Source organism: Stenotrophomonas sp., from assembly GCF_032066555.1.
In the GTDB taxonomy this organism is placed as follows: Bacteria; Pseudomonadota; Gammaproteobacteria; order Xanthomonadales; family Xanthomonadaceae; genus Stenotrophomonas.
This window is the reverse complement of sequence record NZ_DAMBKV010000005.1, coordinates 152,733-169,317: the sequence shown is the minus strand read 5'-3', so window position 1 is coordinate 169,317 and position 16,585 is coordinate 152,733. Positions and strand designations below refer to the sequence as shown.

Here is a 16,585-nt window from a genome sequence, read left to right as displayed (position 1 = left end):
CCTTACAGCGGCATGTTCATCACGTCCTGGTAAGCCTGGACGAGACGGTTACGGACTTCCACGGTGGCGCGGAACGCCAGCGAGGACTGTTGGGAGGCGACCATGACCTTGGCCAGATCGGCATTGGCATCGCCGCGCTCGAAGGCAGCGGCGAGCTGCCCGGACTTCTGCTGGGCCTCGTTGACGCCCTGGATGGCGCCCTGCAAGGTCTGGCTGAACGAAGGGGCTGCAACGGCATTGCCTTCGGCCAACCCCTGGATCGCGTTGCTGCGCGGCAGATCACCCTGGGGAGCGGCTTGCCCCACCTGGTTCTGCAGCGTGCGGATCTGGGAGAGAACAGAGGTGATGGAGTGGGACATCGTGCGGGTTTCCGGGCAACGTGTGGGAGAGCTGATGGGACAGCTGCAAGTTGCGTGCCGGAACCGTGAAGGCTTTGATGTTCGTGAATACGTCGTGCTGCACGTGTTGGGTGTCGGAAATCCGACGCTGCCGACGGGTTTTCAGGACGGGCGGGGGTTCTGAGACCCAAATGGAAACGGCCGCCGGAGAACCGGCGGCCGTCGAACAGGTTGGAGATGCGTTCGGGATCAAGGCAGCCAGGCTGCACGCCAATCATCCAGACCAGCGCCTTCCAGCATCCAGTTGCGGTGGACGATGGTCTTCAATGCATCACCGGCGTTGCGGCGGGCCGCGGCGTCGGCGAGGTGGTCGCGGATGGCGCCGACCCATTCGCGATGGCGGTTACGTACGCGGCTGACGGGCAGGGCAGGGTCCCGGTAGGGACCAACATCGCTGCAGACCACCGGCACCGCGCAGGCGCCGTATTCCAACAGGCGCAGATTGCTCTTGCAGGCGTTGAAAGGATTGTCTTCCAGCGGTGCGATTGCCAGATCAAGCTGCAGTGACGCCAGGGCGCGTGGATAGAACGCGATATCCACCCCTGGATGGAACTCGGCGACATAGGGACGCAGGCGATCCGGGCACATGCCGAAGAACACCCAATCCACCTCCTGCGCCAATTCACTGACGACATCAGCAATCATCTCCAGATCGCCGGTATGGCCCAATCCGCCAGCCCAGCCCACACGTGGTCGTGCACCGTTTTCGCGACGAACGATGGGCAGCTGCTTCCACCAACCCACCGGCAGCCGGTTGGGGGTGATGCGGATATCCGGATGCATGCCGGCAAACGCCTCGGCCATCGCCGGCGTAGACACCACGAAACGGTCCACCAGCCCAAGCGCCTTGCGCAGGCTGCGCAGCACATCGCGCGGCATGTGCTCGCGATGTGCACTTTTGGCAGGCAGGTTGGGCAGGTAGTCGTCCAGCTCGTAGATCTTCAATGCGGACGAATAACGGCCCATGCGTTGGATACCGTGCAGGTCCTCATCGCTGACGCGCCGCTGCAGGATCACCACATCCGGATCGATGCGTGCCTGTTCGACTGGATCGAGCAGGGTTGAGTACAGGGCACCTTCAATGCGCCCTTCGGACTTGAGGGCCTCGAATGGCTGGATGACGCGGTAGTGGCCGCTGCCCCAGGGATCTGCCGGTTGCGCCAGGACGCGGGGGATTGGCCGCCAGGGCAAGGGTTTCCACGAGAAGTCGGATTCGCCAAGCCGGAAACCACCAACCACGTCCAATCGCAGGCTGGGGTTGTACGCGGGATCGTTTGCGATCTGCGGCAACCAGCGTTCCAGCAAAGCGTCGTTCGCGGTCTCGGTCAACGGAACCGGTTCGTTCGAATGCAGCAACAGTGCATACGGTGTCCATACGGTGAGATAGCCCTGCATGCGCGCTCGCAGGCACAGATCGACGTCTGCGCCTTCGTCGATGAATGCTGCGTGGTCGAAACCGCCCAGTTCGTTGAACAGCGCCTTGCTGATCAACAGGCAGCTGTCGGCAACCGCGGTGTACTGCTGGGCCACCTGCAGCCGGCCCATATAGCCGGGTGCGTCCATTGCTTCGCCGGCGAAGGCACGCCCGCCGCTGGCGCGAAGACCGGGCACCAGTCCCGCATGCGTGACCTTGCCTTCGCCGGAGACGGTCTTTGCCCCGACCACGCCAACCTCCGTGCGCAGTCCGTGATTCAGTAGTTCCTCCAGCCACTGCGGTTGTAGCGCCGCGACCTCGGGGCGCAGGAACAGGAGGAACTCTGCACTGGCCTGCGCTGCGGCAAGGTTGCAGGCAGCGGTGTGTGGCAATGGCGGATCGAAGGTGAAGGCTTGCACGCGGTCGGCGGCCAATGGCTCCACCTGTTGCATCCACCGCCGCAGTTCATCGTTGGCGCCGTTGTCTGCCATCAGCAGTTGATAGTTGGCGTAGTGGGTCTTCTCAAGCACTGAAACAACGCAGCGCTCCAGTGCACTGAGTGTCGTGTCCTTTGACACGATCACTACCAGCGAAACAGAAGGTTGCCGGCCATGACCGTAGTCGATCCTGTGCAAGCCGCCTTCGATGGCTTGCACGCTGGCATGGGCGTAGCCGCGTGCCTGCAGATGGGCCAGGATGGTCCGTTGCTGGGCGCGGCTGTCAAAGCGGCCCGCTGTGCTGGTCAACAAAGGTTCCGGTAGATGTTCGATTCCACCGAAGCCGCCTGCATGGACAAGGCGCAGGATCAGGCCCAGCTCTGCAGCATCGCCTGCAGCGGGGTCGAAGCCGCCGACGTCGCGTGCTGCCTGGCACTTGAACACCCAATGCGAGGCCAGGACCGACGGGTTTGCCAGCAACAGGTCCAGATTGAGATCAGGTCGCAACATCGGCACCAAGCTGCCGTCATTGGTGCGTTGCCAACCATCGGCAAAGACCGCGCGTGATTGCGGCTGCGCGGCGAGATGCAGGCGCAGTTGCAGTAGCCCCCCTGGCGTGAACTCATCACCGGCGTTGGCGATCAGCAGCCAGTCCAGGGTATGGTCATTGAGCAGGCTGTTGCGGAAGGCATCCCAAGTCACTGCCGTTGAATCAATCACCTGAACCTGGTCACAGGCCACGCTGGGGCATATCGACGCCACTGTACTTTCGTTGACAACGATCACCCGCAAGGCTTCAGGCATGCCCTCGTTGCCGTGCAGGCTGGCAATACTGCGCTGAATGCTTGCGGTATTTCCGTCCACACTCCGCAATAGCACGCATAGCCTTGGGCGCGCCACGGACTGCTCGATACGCTGCACGCACAGCTGGCGCTGGGCAGGCGAGGGCACCCGCGCGGCGCGCCAGTTGTCAATCACGCTCTCAGGGGTCTGCGCAATCAAGACACCAAGCTGCTTCAGTCGTTCGGCTCGGCCGGTGCGCACGGTTTCCGCGTCAAGATCCGAATGGCGGGCATAGATCTTCCGGTACAAGGCCGGGTAGTGCCCGAAGGCCTGTACCGAACGACGTTCATCGGTATCCGCACGCATCCGTACCTGCGCGGTCTGCTGGCGCACGTGGTTGAAGGGTACCCGTGCTGCCAGACGCAGCAGGAAATCCCAGTCTTCCAGTCCTTGCAGGTGCTCGTCAAAGCCGCCGATGCCTGCAGCAAGCGCGCGCGGCCATGCGAAGGTATTGACCGGGATATAGTTCTCTATCGAAAGCCGCTCGTGCGAGTAGCTTCCGTGCGGGTAGCGGTGCTCTTCGGCCAGGACGAGACGATGCGCTCCCTCGATCCGCTCGGTAATGAAGCATGCATCGCTGTAAACCACTTCACCGGGGTGCCGCTGGATCGCATCGGCGAGTGTCTGCAGGTGCTGGGGCTGATACAGATCGTCATCGTCGAGATAGACCAGATATTGCCCGCGTGCCAGTCGATGTGCCGCGTTTCGCGCTGCAGCTGGCCCGCCGTTGCGGCCAAGTTGCAGATAGGTGAGTGGGAAGTCACGCTCGCCAAGCAGGTGCTCGACGGGCTCGCCACAGTCGTTCACCAGGATCACCTCGAAGTCGCGAAGGCTTTGCGCACTGATGCTGTTCAAGGCATCAACAAGCAGGGCAGGGCGGTTCCAGGTAGTGAGGACGATGCTGAAGAGTGGCGCCGCGTTGGCTTCAGCCAGCTGCTCCAACTGGCCGATCAGTGCCCGTGCACGGGCCCCGAGTTCGGTGGCACGTTGATCAGGATACAGGGTAAGCCGGCGCTCAATATGCTCGGCCACCGCCCGTTCGTGCCCACGCAACACCTGCTGGGCTTGGCGCTTGAAGACGCCTTCGACAATGGTCAAGTGGTCTTCGAGCGGATTGGTGGATGCATAGAACCGGCTCGAATGCTGCGAGGTATGCAAGCGATAGCTGACGCCAGGAACATCGATGTAGGCGAAGTCGGGGAATCTCTCCGCGATCTGGATCGACATTTCCCAGTCGCCGGCGCCATGGGTGCTGGAAGGACGCCAGGTGTCACGGAGCTGACGGGTACGGTAGACCACTGCTGAAGGTGCGATGTAGCAGTCATGGATCAGCAGGTCAGCGACCTCGTTGCGGCCGCCGACATAGTCCGCAGCCCGGTAGCCGGGATGGCGGGGCTGGTTTACGGTAGCGCCGCTTTCATCGACCCAGCGGATCCCTGTATAGCCGGCAACTACCTGCTTGTTCGCGCACAGCACCGGCATCAGTCGTTGCAGGTGGCCGGGATTGAAGAAGTCGTCGGCCGAGAGGAACGTGCAGTAGGTTCCCCGGGCAAGATTCAAGCCATTGAGCCAGTTGAATCCGGCGCCATAATTGTGTGGATTGCGCATGTAGCGAACGCGCGGATCTGCCGAAAAATCCAGCATGACTGTCGCGGTGTCATCACTGGATGCGTTGTCGAGCACCAGGACTTCCATGTCTTCCAGTCCCTGGTCCAGGACAGACTGCACGCATTGGCGAAGGAACCGGCCGTAGTTGTAGGCAGGGATGATGATGCTCAGCAACGGGCCTTCGCCGCGCCGTTCTGCTGCATCTGCGGCGATCGCCGTGGTGACCCAATTGATCCACGATGGCGCCGAGTGATAGTAGGCATGTACCCCGACGTTGACCTTGGGTATCGCTGCCAGGGCCATGTTCTGGCTATCGCTGTCACCATGAAGACGGAAATCGATGTGGTGCGTGGTGGTGACGACGTTTCCCGCGCGGCCAGGATGGTCGCCAGGCACGAAAATGATCGCAAACAGCTGCTCCTCCGTAAGCTGTACGCGCTCATGTGCCGTCGCCAGAACAAGGTACTTGCTGGTTGAGGCCTGAAGCTGGAACGAAGCCCGACCCGGGCGGGACTGGGCGAACAACAGCGCGGTTCTGATTTCCTGGGCCGGCGTTTCGGTCGTTGGCCGACTGAAGTACAAGCCGTTCGCCATCCCGTATTCGCACAGGGCATCGAGCGGTATTGCCTGATTCAGTGCGCGCAGGTCCTCGTCTGACAGTGCATGACACGTTCCGCTCTGGATGCAGTAGCCCAGCAGGGTGACCTGCAATGGGGCGCCACTGACGCGTCCTCCGGGTAGGGTTGTCCAATCAATCAAGAGTCATCTCCAACACTGCAGCGACGCTGCCTTGCACGTACTGTTCCACCAGTTGCTTCCATGACACGATCAGCGTCTCGGCATCGTGGCGACGCAACATGTGGATGAGTTCATCCTCGTGGTCGCGTTCGGAGCTCAGCACGATTGCCGCGAGCGGCACGTCGTTCTCGGCCAGCCAGCTGGGTGGGACGATGGTGGTGCCCAGCCAATTGCAGCCCTGTCGTGTAACACTGGAGTCGAGGCAGCAGACGACGTGGACACCGGCCTGGCGTGCCTCCTGTACCAGCAAGGCTGACAACAGGACGCTGCCAAGAATGACGATGCGCGAGCCCGGCGCGAAGTTCCGGAACAGGTTTCCACCTTGATGGCGTATACCCGCCCAGCGGTAGAGCCGGTGGATGGATGTCTGCAACGCAGGCTCGGCAGCGGGCATGACCCGAAGCAGCTGCTCAAGCTCACTCTCCGTTCCAGCCGCGGCATGCTGGTGCAGCAGAAGGGCAAGCGGCAGCAACTGGAAACCGGCGCGTGGATTGGCGGCCAGGTCTGTGCTGCCTTGCCGGAACATCCGCTGCAACTGGCGAAGGGCTGACATGGGCAGCGTGCTGCCAGCGATCTCGGTTACCCGCCTCTGTGCCTTGTAGCGGGCGATCAATGCGTCATACACGGGCACATACTGTTGCTTGTAGTCGGTACGTACGACAAAGCGGCGAAGTGAGACGTAGCCATGCAACACGGCGCCGGTCAGATCGGCATGATTGGTTTCCTGACCCCCGTGCTGGCGATAACGCAGCAGCGGTGCGTTGAGGAACGCTACCGGCGCCTTGAGGTTCATCTGCGCCGGAATGATGTAATCGCCACTGCCTTCGGTAGGCGCACGCTTGCCTGTGCCGAGGGGCAGCCCACGATATACCTTGTGCAGTGATGCCAGCGGTAGCAGCCCGGGGGTGAATATCAGACTGCTGGGCGGGTGCCAATGGCGCTCTTCGGCGGCTTTGGCGATGTATTCGCCACGCGCATAGATCCGGTCCGGACCGGGTGGGGCGAGGTGATCCAGTAGACGCTGGCCGTTCTCGTCCATCGTGCTCTGGTTGGTCCAGATGGCGGCAAGTTCAGGATTGCGATCGAACATGGCCATTTGCCGTTGCAGCATGTCCGCTTCCATGATGTCGTCGTCATGCGTGATCAGCAAGCGCTTGCCACGGGCAATGAGCACGGCACTGGTGCCATTGAAGCTCGCAGGGTGTCCGGGCGCATTGCGCACATAACGCAATCGATCATCCTTGAACCCGAGTACGACCTCGGGCGTGTTGTCCGTGCTGCCATTGTCCATGACCAGCAGTTCGAAGTCCGTGTAGGTCTGTTCGATGATCGCGCGCAGCGCCAACTGCAGGTAGTGCGGACGGTTATAGGTAAGCAGGGCGACGGTAAGGGGAATTGTCATCGATATGCGATCGAGGGCATTTGCGGACCGGAACTGAAGCGATGGTCCTCCGCCCTGGCCCAGGCCGCCATCGCGTCGATCGAGTCTTGCAGGCGGGTCCATGGCGCCAGCTCAAGCGCACGTGCCGCATCGATGGCGGGGACATAGTAGGAACGGGGACCATCGTTGCGGCCGAGAATATGCAGTGGCGTGCCGGGAGCCAGCCGACGGCGTACCAGCTCGGCGAGCTCGGCAATACTCAGCGAAAGGTCGGATCCAACATTGTAGACCTGCCCGGCATGACCTTCGCCGAGCAGTACCAGCAACCAGACGGCAAGATCAGCACCGTGCAGATAGCTGCGCACCGCGTGTCCGGATGAATTGAGGGTAATGCCGTTACCGCGCAGGGCGTCGCGGACGAAGTTCCCGATCGCGAAATGGCCGTCGAGCGCAATGCCGGGCCCGGAAAAGGCGAAGCAGCGCGTCATGACAACGTCAATCGCACTCTGTTGCATGTAGACAGCCGCCAGCGCTTCCTGCATGCGCTTTGATTCGCCGTAGATGTTCCGTGCAAGATGGCTTTCGCATGCCAGCGGCGAGGTTTCCGCGACCGGTTGCCCCTCCGGGATTGCGCCGTACTGTGCACCGGAGCCGGTAAGCAGGAGTCGCCGGGCGCCGTTCCTTTCCGCATACTCCAGGACCCGCCGCGTGCCATCGACGATGCTGGTGAATATCTCCAGCGGCTTCTCGTGGGCCTGGCTGGATGTGTCCGTTGCGGCATGCAGAACCATGTCCACGTGGCGGTCGTGTTGGCCGTCCAGCTCGCGGATGTCGCTGGCAATCCAGTGCAGCCAGGGCTGATCAAGATGCTCAGGGTGTGCGGCCAGGAATCGTCCCGGGTCGCGCGATACCACGCTGACGTGTACCTGGGTGCCGGAAGCATTGAGACGGCGCAGCAGAGCGAGCAGCCATTTCCCGAAGAAACCGGTTCCGCCGGTAAGCAGAAGATGCTGGCCGTCCAGCACTGCATGCAGGCGTGGCCACAGCGCGACCGGGAGGCGGTCGAAACTGTCGGTTGCACAAGCAGCCATTGGCGAAGCAGCTGTCATCTGAACGTCTGGATGGTTGGTGATTGCGCCGATGCGGGGAGGGGTGAGCGTGGCTCGGCACCCGGATGCGCTTACAGCCCGCGGTCGAGAATCAGGCTGTGTTGCTCGCGGCTGAACGCGCTTGTCGCTACGGTTGCCAGGGTCAATGCCGCATCGCCATCCAGTGGTTTTGCCAGGGTCAGGCCGGACAGTATTTCTCTGCACGAAAGCTGGCCTTTCAATAGCGGCACCGCCATGTAGAAGTCATTGTCGAACGTCGAAGGTTCCACCACGTAGCCTGCAGGAAGCTCGCGCTTGGCATAGACGCCGCGGACCAGATTGTCGAGATAGCTGATCTCGCGGTTTGGCAGCTTGCGTCGCTGTGCGGTGGAGCCACCGCACATCTCACGCGCCTTGTGGTAAGCCGCGAACCACTCGGCGGCTTGATGGGGCAGCGTGCAGTAGGAGGAAACTGGAATGCCATCGGCTTCGATGTCGATATGACGTTCCCAGGTGCGTGCGCCCTTGGCATAGGACATGAGCATCGAGCTGCTCCAGTCATGGTACTCATGGGTGGACAGGCCAATCACATGGGCCGGGTAGCGGTTGCGGAGGTAGTCGATCTGGTTAAGCTCCAGTTCGCCATCCTCGGACGGATACAGCGATACGCAATGATTGATGGCCAGCGGAATTCCGCGCTCGCTGAACTGGCGCACCACCCGATCAATCGTCTGCTCGTTGGCGCCCCCGGTGGAGATGATGGTCGGGCGGCCGGTCTTGACGATGCGTTCGATCAGCGAATGGTCGCCAAGATCTGAACTGGCGACCTTGATGATCGGAAAATCGAGTGCTTCACACAATTCAACCGAACGCTCGTCAAACGGAGTGGCCATTGCGATGCAACCGCTGGCCTTGATGGCTTCCACCAGGATCTCGAACTCCGGTATGGAGAGCTTGGTGTCCATGGTCTTTTTCACGTAGCGGATGTCGCTGCGTGTTTTGTAGTCCTTGTGCACAAAGGCATCGACGTCGCGGAACTGCAGTTTGATTGCCGCGCGCACATTGCCTGCACGGACTACCTCGGAAAACTGCCTGACAATCTCAAGTCCACGCGCAAGATTGCCCCAATGGTTGTTTGCCAGTTCCAGGACAAACAGATCTTCGAAGAATTTATTGGTGGTTTGCATGATGCAGGTTCTGATAGGGGAGAGGTGGTTGCCGGGCTCAGGCGTTGTAGGCGTAGAAAACCGCATCGAAGCTGTTGGCGCAATGCAGTCTGAGCTTGATCGTATAGTCGGGATTGATTGCGTGAATCAGCGTTGGGATGCGCCACAGATCGTCCCAGCGGTGGTAGCCGGCAATTGCGAGAAAGGGTTTGCAGGTGGCGACAAGCTCGCGGGCACCGTGCAAGGCTTCTATCTCGCATCCTTCGATATCCAGCTTGATGAAATCCACCTGCTGCCTGGAAAGGATGCTGTCGATAGCCACTACCTGTATCTGGCTGTCACCGCTGCCATCCACTGCGCAGCCCGCGCCGTTGTCGGAACGGAAACGCAGGAAGCGAACCGCATCGGAGATTCCCAGAGGAAACAGTGTTGCGGCGACGTCGATGGCAGCAACACGCGCGGCGAGCTTCTGGAAGTTTTCAGGGTCCGGCTCGAACGCAAGAACCTGCCGCGGCGAAAGATGCTGCACCGCCAGGCTGACGGTATCGCCATCAAACGCGCCGCCGTCGAGATAGATGCCGGTATTCTGCGGCAGCACGAGCTGCAGGTCGGCAGGGAAGTATTGCGGGCCGGCGGAACGTGGAAGCGCCTGATCCAGCTCATTGGCGCGCCTGAAATCCAGGATGGCATCGAATACCATGGTGCTTTCGGTATCGGCCAACAGTTTGCGTCCGTGCGCAATGGCGTCTTGCTGCGCCGCATAGGCGTGCAACGGCGCAAGCCAGTAGCGCCAACCCATCTGCGCTTCTACCAGGGCGTAGTACTGCTGCGGAACCAGGACGCGACTGAAGCCGGCGGACATGCATTGACGACGCAACTTGACGAGATCCGAATCGTCGCCGTGGTTGAAAATGCCAATCCAGACCTCGTGAGCCAGCAACGCTTGCGGGAGTTGCGCAAGTACATGCACGGGCAGTCCGCGGTGCTGGCTCGCTGCAACGTTGCTGCTGATGAACGCATGTACGCTTACACCCAGTTGCTGGCACGCCTCATGGAGCTGGCTGGCCATGCCGCCGGTGCCCATGATGACGATGCCGTCGCGCTGCGCGTGTGCGAGCGCGGCCTGGTCCGCGGGCGGGAGCGTTGAAGCCTGCGGGTTCATGGTTGCGCTGCCTGGCGGATTGCGGCGGCTTGTGCACGGATCTCCTGCAGTTGCTCCACGTCCAGGAACGGGAACATGTCGTCAAGCTCCGGTGTGTGGAAAGCGCCGCTGGCGTCGCGACGCGATTTGATCCGCGGTTCGAACTCCTGCCTTGGGTCAACATGCACGTGCAGGAGCATGGGGCCGTCGTCGACGAGCGCGGAATCCAGTACCGGCAGTTGCTCGGGTTCATGTACTGCCATCGTACGGATGCCGTAGGCGGCAGCGAGGCGTGTGTAGTCGGGAAACTCGACGCCGCTCTGCGCGGTGGCGCCCACCACGGTGCCGAAGAAGTTCTCGTGGGTCTGACGGATCGACAGATAGCCCTGGTTGTCGAGCACGACGATCACCACATTCAGGCCCAGCGTGCGCAGGGTCTGCAGTTCCTGCACGTTCATCTGCAGGCTACCGTCGCCAGCGAAGCAGATCACCCGGCGCTCGGGTGCCGCCAGTGCGGCGCCGATTGCGGCCGGTAGGTCATAGCCCATCGAAGCCGAGCCGGAATTGCTGAACATGCGTTGCTGCGCCTGCAGCTTGCCTACCTGGAAGGGCAGGATGCAGGCCGAGGCGTTGCCACAGACCACGATGTCGTCGGCACGTAGCTGCTGGAAGATGCGCTCGACCAAGGCGTAGGGATTGATCGAAGGCGACTGCTGCTGGGCAGGGGTGATTGCAGGGAAGCGCGAGCGCAGGCCGCGCAGCCAGCTGGCCCACGGTGCATAGTCCGGCAATACGGTGGCTTCAAGTTCGGCCTGCAGGGTGGACAGGAAGGTGCCTGCGTCGGTTTTGACGCGCAGGTCCGTGCGCAGGCTGGGCTTGTCCAGTTCGGCCTGGTCGATGTCGACATGCACGGTATAGGCGCGAGCAGCGAACGCCTCCCAGTTGTAGCTGGTCTGGCGGATGTTCAAACGTGAGCCGATGGTGATCACCAGGTCTGCGTTCTGCACCGCGAAGTTGCCGGGACGGGTGCCGATGGTGCCGGGCCGTCCGGCGAACAAGGGGTGGTCGCTGGCAATAAGGTCGTGGGTCCATGCGGTGGCCACGGGGATGCCATGGCGTTCGGCGAAGGCAAGCAACGCGGCTTCGGCGGCACCGAGCCTTACGCCGGTGCCCGCCAGAATGAGCGGGCGGTGCGCGGCGAGCAGGCGTTCGGCAATGTGCCTGCAGTCGTCGCGTAGCTGGGCGGACGGCAGTGCTGCACCGTCATTGGCGATTGCCGGGAAGGTCAGGTCAGCGACCGTACCTTGCAGGTCCAGCGGGATGTCCAGCCAGACCGGGCCAGGCCGACCCTGGCTGGCGAGCGCGAATGCATGCGGCAGTTCCGTCTCGAGCTCGGCGAGGTCGCCGATGGCCACGGCGCGTTTGCAGACAGGCGAGGCCATCGCCACGATCGGCGCCTCCTGGTCGCCCAGCTGGCGCAGGCCTGCGATCGGCCGGTGATCCAAGGCCGTTTCGCGCTTTACCTGGCCAGACAGGACCAGCATGGGAATGGAATCGGTGAACGCGCCAAACACGCCATTCAGTGCATTGATGCCGCCAGGCCCGGTGGTCACGTTGACCACGGCGGGCTTGCCCGCAACGCGTGCATAGCCCTCGGCTGCCATCGCACAGGCCTGTTCATGGTGCATGTATGCGCAGCGCAGCCGCGGATTTGTTCCCAGTGCCTGGTTCAGGAACATGGCACCACCGCCGGTGACAGCGAACACCTGCTCCACGCCCTGATCTGCCAACCAGTCGGCAACCTGCATGGACACCGTGGGCTTCTGCGCACCATTCATGGCTGCACGTCCAGCTGGGCGTGCGCGTTGACCAGCGTGTTGCTGATGTCGACGTGAAGTGAGGTGGGGGCTGCTCCAACGATGTCCATGGATATTCCTGCGGATGACTGGTTCTCGGGTGTCGGGCCTGGTCTGCAGTCCGACAGGTGGTGCAGGGCCGGAGAGCAGGTCAACTCGTCTTTGCGCCAGGTGACGTTGTCACGGATCACCCTTGCGGGATTGCCAGCAAGAACCGTGCCCCGGCTGAACTTGCCCGCGCTCACCGCGCGTGCGCCAACGATGCAGTCGTCGCCGATCTGGCAGCCGCCGAGCAGGAAGGCCTGGTAGCCAATCCAGACGTGATTGCCGATCCGGATGTGCTTGCCTCGATTGATGCGTTCGCCGTTGCGGGCGTCAAAGATCGGGTGCGAGTCAGTCTGCTGGAGGTGCACCTGTACCGAGACCATGCAGTCGTCGCCCAGCGTGATTTCGCCTTCATGGACATCGGCGTTCAGGGCTTCGAAGGTGCAGCGCGCACCGCTCTGGAAGCGCGCGTTGTTGCTGGCGGTCAAGCTGAAGCCGCCGGCCATCCAGGTTCCCGCCCCCAAGGCAACGCGGGAGCCATCACCCAGGAAGGTGATCTTGTTGCTGCCGTTGAAATGGCAGCCTGCGCCGATTCGCAGGCTGTTGTCGCGTGCCATCAATGGCTGCCGTCCATCCTTGCCATCGCGTCCGAAGCGGACGCTCAGCCTGGGCGGAATCTCGCCGTCCCAGGTGATGCTGTTGCCATACGCGTCCGAGTAGGGCGCTGCCAACGAGGCCACATCGATGACCGGGTAGATATCCGCGTGCACGCCACGGATGTCGTCCAGCAGGCAATGCGCAACGCCAAGTGCGGTCAGTTGCGCGCTTATCTCCGGATAGAAGGTACGAGAGGTGGTGACAATGACGAAGGGGCGATCCAGCGTGCGCAGCAGATGCGGCGCCACGTACTGGTAGCGGGGGTATCGCTGCGCGGCTTCGGGACGGTTGTCGGTGATATGGGCAGGCGCGAAATTGGCAACAAGCCAGGGCTCGACCATCTGCAGCATGTTGCCTGCACCCATGACCACGACGGTGCCCGCTTGGCGGATCTGTTCGCGCGGAATGCTGCTCGCGGGGATAGGGGCGACGCAGCTCACGCCGATACCCTGGCACGCGTCGGGATGGCCGCGCCGGCCAGACCGCTCTCGATGCAGCTGGCGGCGTGCTCAAGCTGGTCTTCGCTCAGCCCCGGCCACAGGCCGATCCAGAAGGTGTCCTTCATCACCTTGTCGGTCACCGGCAGCTCGCCGCTGACCCGGTAGTTCTGGCCCTGCATGTAAGGCTGGCGGGTCAGGTTGCCGGCAAACAGCAGGCGGGTGCCGATCTTGTGGCTGTCCAGGTGACGCAACAGGTCTTCGCGCACTACGCCGCTGCCATCACGCAGGGTGATCGGGAAGCCGAACCACGATGGGTCGCTGCCGGGCGTAGCGTGCGGAAGAATCAGCTGCTCGGTGCTGCCGGACAGGCGCTGATGCAGCCAGCCGAAGTTGCGCCTGCGCGCGGCGATGAAGCCTTCCAGGCGGTCCATCTGTGCCAACGCACAGGCGGCCTGCATATCGGTGATCTTCAGGTTGTAGCCGAGGTGTGAGTAGGTGTACTTGTGGTCGTAGCCTTCAGGCAGCCCGCCTAGCTGCCAGTCAAAGCGCTGCCCGCAGGTGTTGTCGGTGCCCGGCGCGCAGTAGCAGTCGCGGCCCCAGTCGCGGAATGATTCGATGATGCGCTTCAGCCGCGGCGAGCTGGTGAACACTGCGCCACCCTCGCCCATGGTGATGTGGTGGGCCGGGTAGAAGCTCAGCGTGCCGATGTCGCCAAAGCTGCCAACCAGTTTGCCGTTGTAGGTGGAGCCGAGCGCGTCGCAGCAGTCTTCGATCAACCACAGACCATGGCGGTCGCACAGCTCGCGCACCACGCCCAGGTTGAACGGATTGCCCAGGGTGTGGGCAAGCATGATCGCGCGGGTACGCGGGGTGATCGCCGCTTCGATCAGCTCGGCATTGACGTTGTAGGTGCCCAGCTCGACGTCCACGAACACCGGCACCGCGCCGCACTGGAGGATCGGGTTTACCGTGGTCGGGAAGCCGGCGGCAACGCCGATGACTTCATCGCCCTTGCCAATGGCGCGCTCGCCCAGGCGCGGTGATGTCAATGTCGAGAATGCCAGCAGGTTGGCCGAGGAACCCGAGTTGGTGGTCAGCACATTGCGCATGCCGAGGTAGCGCGCCAGCTTCTTCTCGAAAGCGTCGTTGAAGCGGCCGGTGGTCAACCAGCCATCCAGCACCGCCTCCATCATCGACTTCAGCTCGGTACCACCGATCACCTTGCCCGACGGTGCAACCGTGCTGCTGCCGGGGACAAACGGCGAAGGCGCAAGGTAGCGGTCGGCGTATTGCCCGACCAGTTCGGCAATCTGATGGCGTAGCTGGAGTTCGTCGTGGTTCATCGCGTGCTGTTCTGGAAATCTTCGATCTGGGTGAGGGTATGGCGCTGCATGCCTTCGCCGGCCTGCCATGCCTGATGCCAGCGCACGGTCTGCGCCAGGGCCTGCGACAACGACCAGGTTGGCTTCCATGCAAGCAAGTGCCGTGCCTTGGCCGAATCCAGCGCCAGCAAGCCGGCTTCGTGCGGTTGTGCCGCGGCCTCAAGCTGCCAGCGCGCTTCGCCGGGCCAGAGCTGGGCCAGTTGCTCCACGACCGTGCCGACACTGGCGACATCCGCCGCATCCGGGCCGAAGTTCCACGCCGAATCCGCACCTTCCCGGTGCTGCAGCAAGGCCTGGGCCAACAACAGATAGCCGTGCAGGGGTTCAAGCACGTGCTGCCAGGGACGGGTTGCACCGGGGTAGCGCAGGGTGACAGGTTGCTGTTGCTGCCATTGGCGCAGGACATCGGGCAACAGGCGTTCTGGCGACCAGTCGCCGCCGCCGATGACGTTTCCAGCGCGGGCGGTGGCCAACGCGACCCCTTGGGCCTTCAGATAGGACGCGCGCCAGGAAGCACACAGCAGCTCGACGGCCGCCTTGCTGCTGCTGTAGGGGTCGTGGCCGCCCAGCGGATCCTGCTCACGGTAGGGCCAGACCCATTCGCGGTTGTCATAGCACTTGTCGGTGGTGACCACCACGACGGCGCGGACGCTGTCGCATTGACGCACGGCTTCCAGCAGATTGAGCGTGCCGGTGACATTGGTCGACCAGGTATCCACCGGCGCGCGGTAGGATTCGCGCACCAGAGGCTGCGCGGCAAGGTGCAGGATCAGCTCCGGCTGCTGTGCGTGCAGTGCTGCAGCCAGGCGCTGCGGATCACGGATGTCAGCCAGCTCGCCAGTGATCAGTTGGTCAAGGCGGGCTGCTTGCCACAATGAATCACCGCGCGGGGCGGGCAGGGCATAGCCCTGCACCTGCGCCCCCATATGCTGCAGCCACAGTGCCAGCCAGCCACCCTTGAAGCCGGTGTGACCGGTGAGCAGTACGCGGCGGCCGCGCCAGAACTCCGGGGTTACTGCCACAGCTTCCACTCCGCCTTGCCCTGCGACCAGCGCTCCTCCAGCAGGGTCTTGTCACGCAAGGTATCCATCGGCTGCCAGAAACCATGATGCAGGAAAGACATCAGCTGGCTGTCCTCGGCCAACTGCCGCATCGGCTCCTGTTCCCATGTGGTCGCATCGCCCTGGATATAGTCGAACACACCCGGCTCCAGCACGAAGAAGCCCCCATTGATCCAGGCGCCATCGCCCAATGGCTTTTCCTTGAAGCCGCCGACCTGCGTACCGTTGATGGCCAAGGCACCAAAGCGACCGGGAGGCTGTACCGCGGTCACCGTTGCCAGGCGGCCGTGACCGCGATGGAAATCGACCAGAGCGGCAAGATCGATGTCGGCGACGCCGTCGCCGTAGGTAAGGCAGAACGTGTCGTCGCCAAGGTAGTCGCGTGCGCGCTTCAAACGTCCGCCGGTAGCGGTACTGTCACCGGTATCGACCAGCGTCACCCGCCAGGGCTCGGCGTGGCGGTTGTGGATCTGCATGCGGTTCTCGGCCATGTCGAAGGTGACATCGGACATGTGCAGGAAGTAGTTGGCGAAGTACTCCTTGATCACATAGCCCTTGTAGCCAAGGCACACCACGAAATCGGTGATGCCGAAGTGGGTGTAGAGCTTCATGATGTGCCAGATGATCGGCTTGCCACCGATCTCGATCATCGGCTTGGGACGCAGGTGGGATTCCTCGCTGATGCGGGTACCCAGGCCTCCGGCAAGGATGACGGCTTTCATTCCAGTAACGGCAGGCTTCATGTGCGGGCGCGGCGATGAGTGACAGGGCGGAAGGTGCAAGATTCGTGCCGTGGAAGAGGCAGCCAGCATCACCGACGCACGTAAGAGTGCATCGCTTCGCGCGGCGGAGTGGTGGGCCGGCGAGGGC

At 62.6% G+C, this 16,585-nt stretch carries 12 protein-coding genes; 1 reads left to right on the top strand and 11 read right to left on the bottom strand.

Annotation, left to right across the window (positions count from 1 at the left end; translation table 11 throughout):
• Window positions 1-2 precede the first annotated feature (2 nt).
• The gene (fliE, locus tag RT131_RS08940) at window positions 3-359 is read right to left on the bottom strand and encodes a flagellar hook-basal body complex protein FliE (RefSeq protein WP_313172133.1); all 357 of its coding nucleotides are present in this window, start codon (window positions 357-359) and stop codon (window positions 3-5) included.
• Here fliE and RT131_RS08935 point away from each other — a divergent pair.
• The gene (locus tag RT131_RS08935; RefSeq protein WP_313172131.1) at window positions 346-522 is read left to right on the top strand and encodes a hypothetical protein; all 177 of its coding nucleotides are present in this window, start codon (window positions 346-348) and stop codon (window positions 520-522) included. The two genes, fliE and RT131_RS08935, sit on opposite strands and share 14 nt — an antisense overlap.
• A 65-nt stretch (window positions 523-587) precedes the next feature.
• Here the strand turns inward: RT131_RS08935 and RT131_RS08930 are convergent, their stop codons facing one another.
• The 10 genes from RT131_RS08930 to rfbF all read right to left on the bottom strand — a co-directional run bounded on the left by RT131_RS08930 (window position 588) and on the right by rfbF (window position 16,437).
• A complete protein-coding gene (locus RT131_RS08930; RefSeq protein WP_313172129.1) occupies window positions 588-5,459 on the bottom strand; it encodes a glycosyltransferase in 4,872 nt (1,623 codons plus the stop codon).
• Window positions 5,452-6,900, bottom strand: a complete 1,449-nt coding sequence (locus tag RT131_RS08925; protein ID WP_313172127.1) for a glycosyltransferase family A protein — start codon at window positions 6,898-6,900, stop codon at window positions 5,452-5,454. Before RT131_RS08925 ends, RT131_RS08930 begins: the two co-directional genes overlap by 8 nt.
• The gene (locus RT131_RS08920) at window positions 6,897-7,988 is read right to left on the bottom strand and encodes an NAD(P)-dependent oxidoreductase (RefSeq protein WP_313172125.1); all 1,092 of its coding nucleotides are present in this window, start codon (window positions 7,986-7,988) and stop codon (window positions 6,897-6,899) included. Before RT131_RS08920 ends, RT131_RS08925 begins: the two co-directional genes overlap by 4 nt.
• 71 nt (window positions 7,989-8,059) lie before the next feature.
• Window positions 8,060-9,154 carry an N-acetylneuraminate synthase family protein gene (locus RT131_RS08915; RefSeq protein WP_313172124.1) on the bottom strand — a complete coding sequence of 365 codons (1,095 nt, stop codon included), beginning with the start codon at window positions 9,152-9,154 and terminating at the stop codon, window positions 8,060-8,062.
• Window positions 9,155-9,191: 37 nt separating this feature from the next.
• On the bottom strand, window positions 9,192-10,295 hold the full coding sequence (locus RT131_RS08910; protein ID WP_313172122.1) for an FkbM family methyltransferase: 1,104 nt from the start codon (window positions 10,293-10,295) through the stop codon (window positions 9,192-9,194).
• The gene (locus tag RT131_RS08905; RefSeq protein ID WP_313172120.1) at window positions 10,292-12,112 is read right to left on the bottom strand and encodes a thiamine pyrophosphate-binding protein; all 1,821 of its coding nucleotides are present in this window, start codon (window positions 12,110-12,112) and stop codon (window positions 10,292-10,294) included. Before RT131_RS08905 ends, RT131_RS08910 begins: the two co-directional genes overlap by 4 nt.
• Window positions 12,109-13,272, bottom strand: a complete 1,164-nt coding sequence (locus tag RT131_RS08900) for an acyltransferase (protein ID WP_313172118.1) — start codon at window positions 13,270-13,272, stop codon at window positions 12,109-12,111. The genes RT131_RS08905 and RT131_RS08900 overlap by 4 nt, the downstream gene beginning before the upstream one ends.
• A complete protein-coding gene (gene rfbH, locus RT131_RS08895) occupies window positions 13,269-14,615 on the bottom strand; it encodes a lipopolysaccharide biosynthesis protein RfbH (protein WP_313172116.1) in 1,347 nt (448 codons plus the stop codon). The genes RT131_RS08900 and rfbH overlap by 4 nt, the downstream gene beginning before the upstream one ends.
• The gene (rfbG, locus tag RT131_RS08890; RefSeq protein ID WP_313172114.1) at window positions 14,612-15,676 is read right to left on the bottom strand and encodes a CDP-glucose 4,6-dehydratase; all 1,065 of its coding nucleotides are present in this window, start codon (window positions 15,674-15,676) and stop codon (window positions 14,612-14,614) included. The genes rfbH and rfbG overlap by 4 nt, the downstream gene beginning before the upstream one ends.
• Window positions 15,667-16,437 (bottom strand): glucose-1-phosphate cytidylyltransferase, encoded by a 771-nt coding sequence (gene rfbF, locus RT131_RS08885; RefSeq protein WP_313172112.1) that lies wholly within the window; start codon window positions 16,435-16,437, stop codon window positions 15,667-15,669. Before rfbF ends, rfbG begins: the two co-directional genes overlap by 10 nt.
• Window positions 16,438-16,585: the final 148 nt, after the last annotated feature.

Coding starts and splice junctions, on each gene's coding strand:
- RT131_RS08935 (WP_313172131.1), top strand. CDS start 346: ATGGAGTGGGACATCGTGCGGGTTTCCGGGCAACGTGTGGGAGAGCTG.
- fliE (WP_313172133.1), bottom strand. CDS start 359: ATGTCCCACTCCATCACCTCTGTTCTCTCCCAGATCCGCACGCTGCAG.
- RT131_RS08925 (WP_313172127.1), bottom strand. CDS start 6,900: ATGACAATTCCCCTTACCGTCGCCCTGCTTACCTATAACCGTCCGCAC.
- RT131_RS08920 (WP_313172125.1), bottom strand. CDS start 7,988: ATGACAGCTGCTTCGCCAATGGCTGCTTGTGCAACCGACAGTTTCGAC.
- RT131_RS08915 (WP_313172124.1), bottom strand. CDS start 9,154: ATGCAAACCACCAATAAATTCTTCGAAGATCTGTTTGTCCTGGAACTG.
- RT131_RS08910 (WP_313172122.1), bottom strand. CDS start 10,295: ATGAACCCGCAGGCTTCAACGCTCCCGCCCGCGGACCAGGCCGCGCTC.
- RT131_RS08905 (WP_313172120.1), bottom strand. CDS start 12,112: ATGAATGGTGCGCAGAAGCCCACGGTGTCCATGCAGGTTGCCGACTGG.
- rfbH (WP_313172116.1), bottom strand. CDS start 14,615: ATGAACCACGACGAACTCCAGCTACGCCATCAGATTGCCGAACTGGTC.
- rfbF (WP_313172112.1), bottom strand. CDS start 16,437: ATGAAAGCCGTCATCCTTGCCGGAGGCCTGGGTACCCGCATCAGCGAG.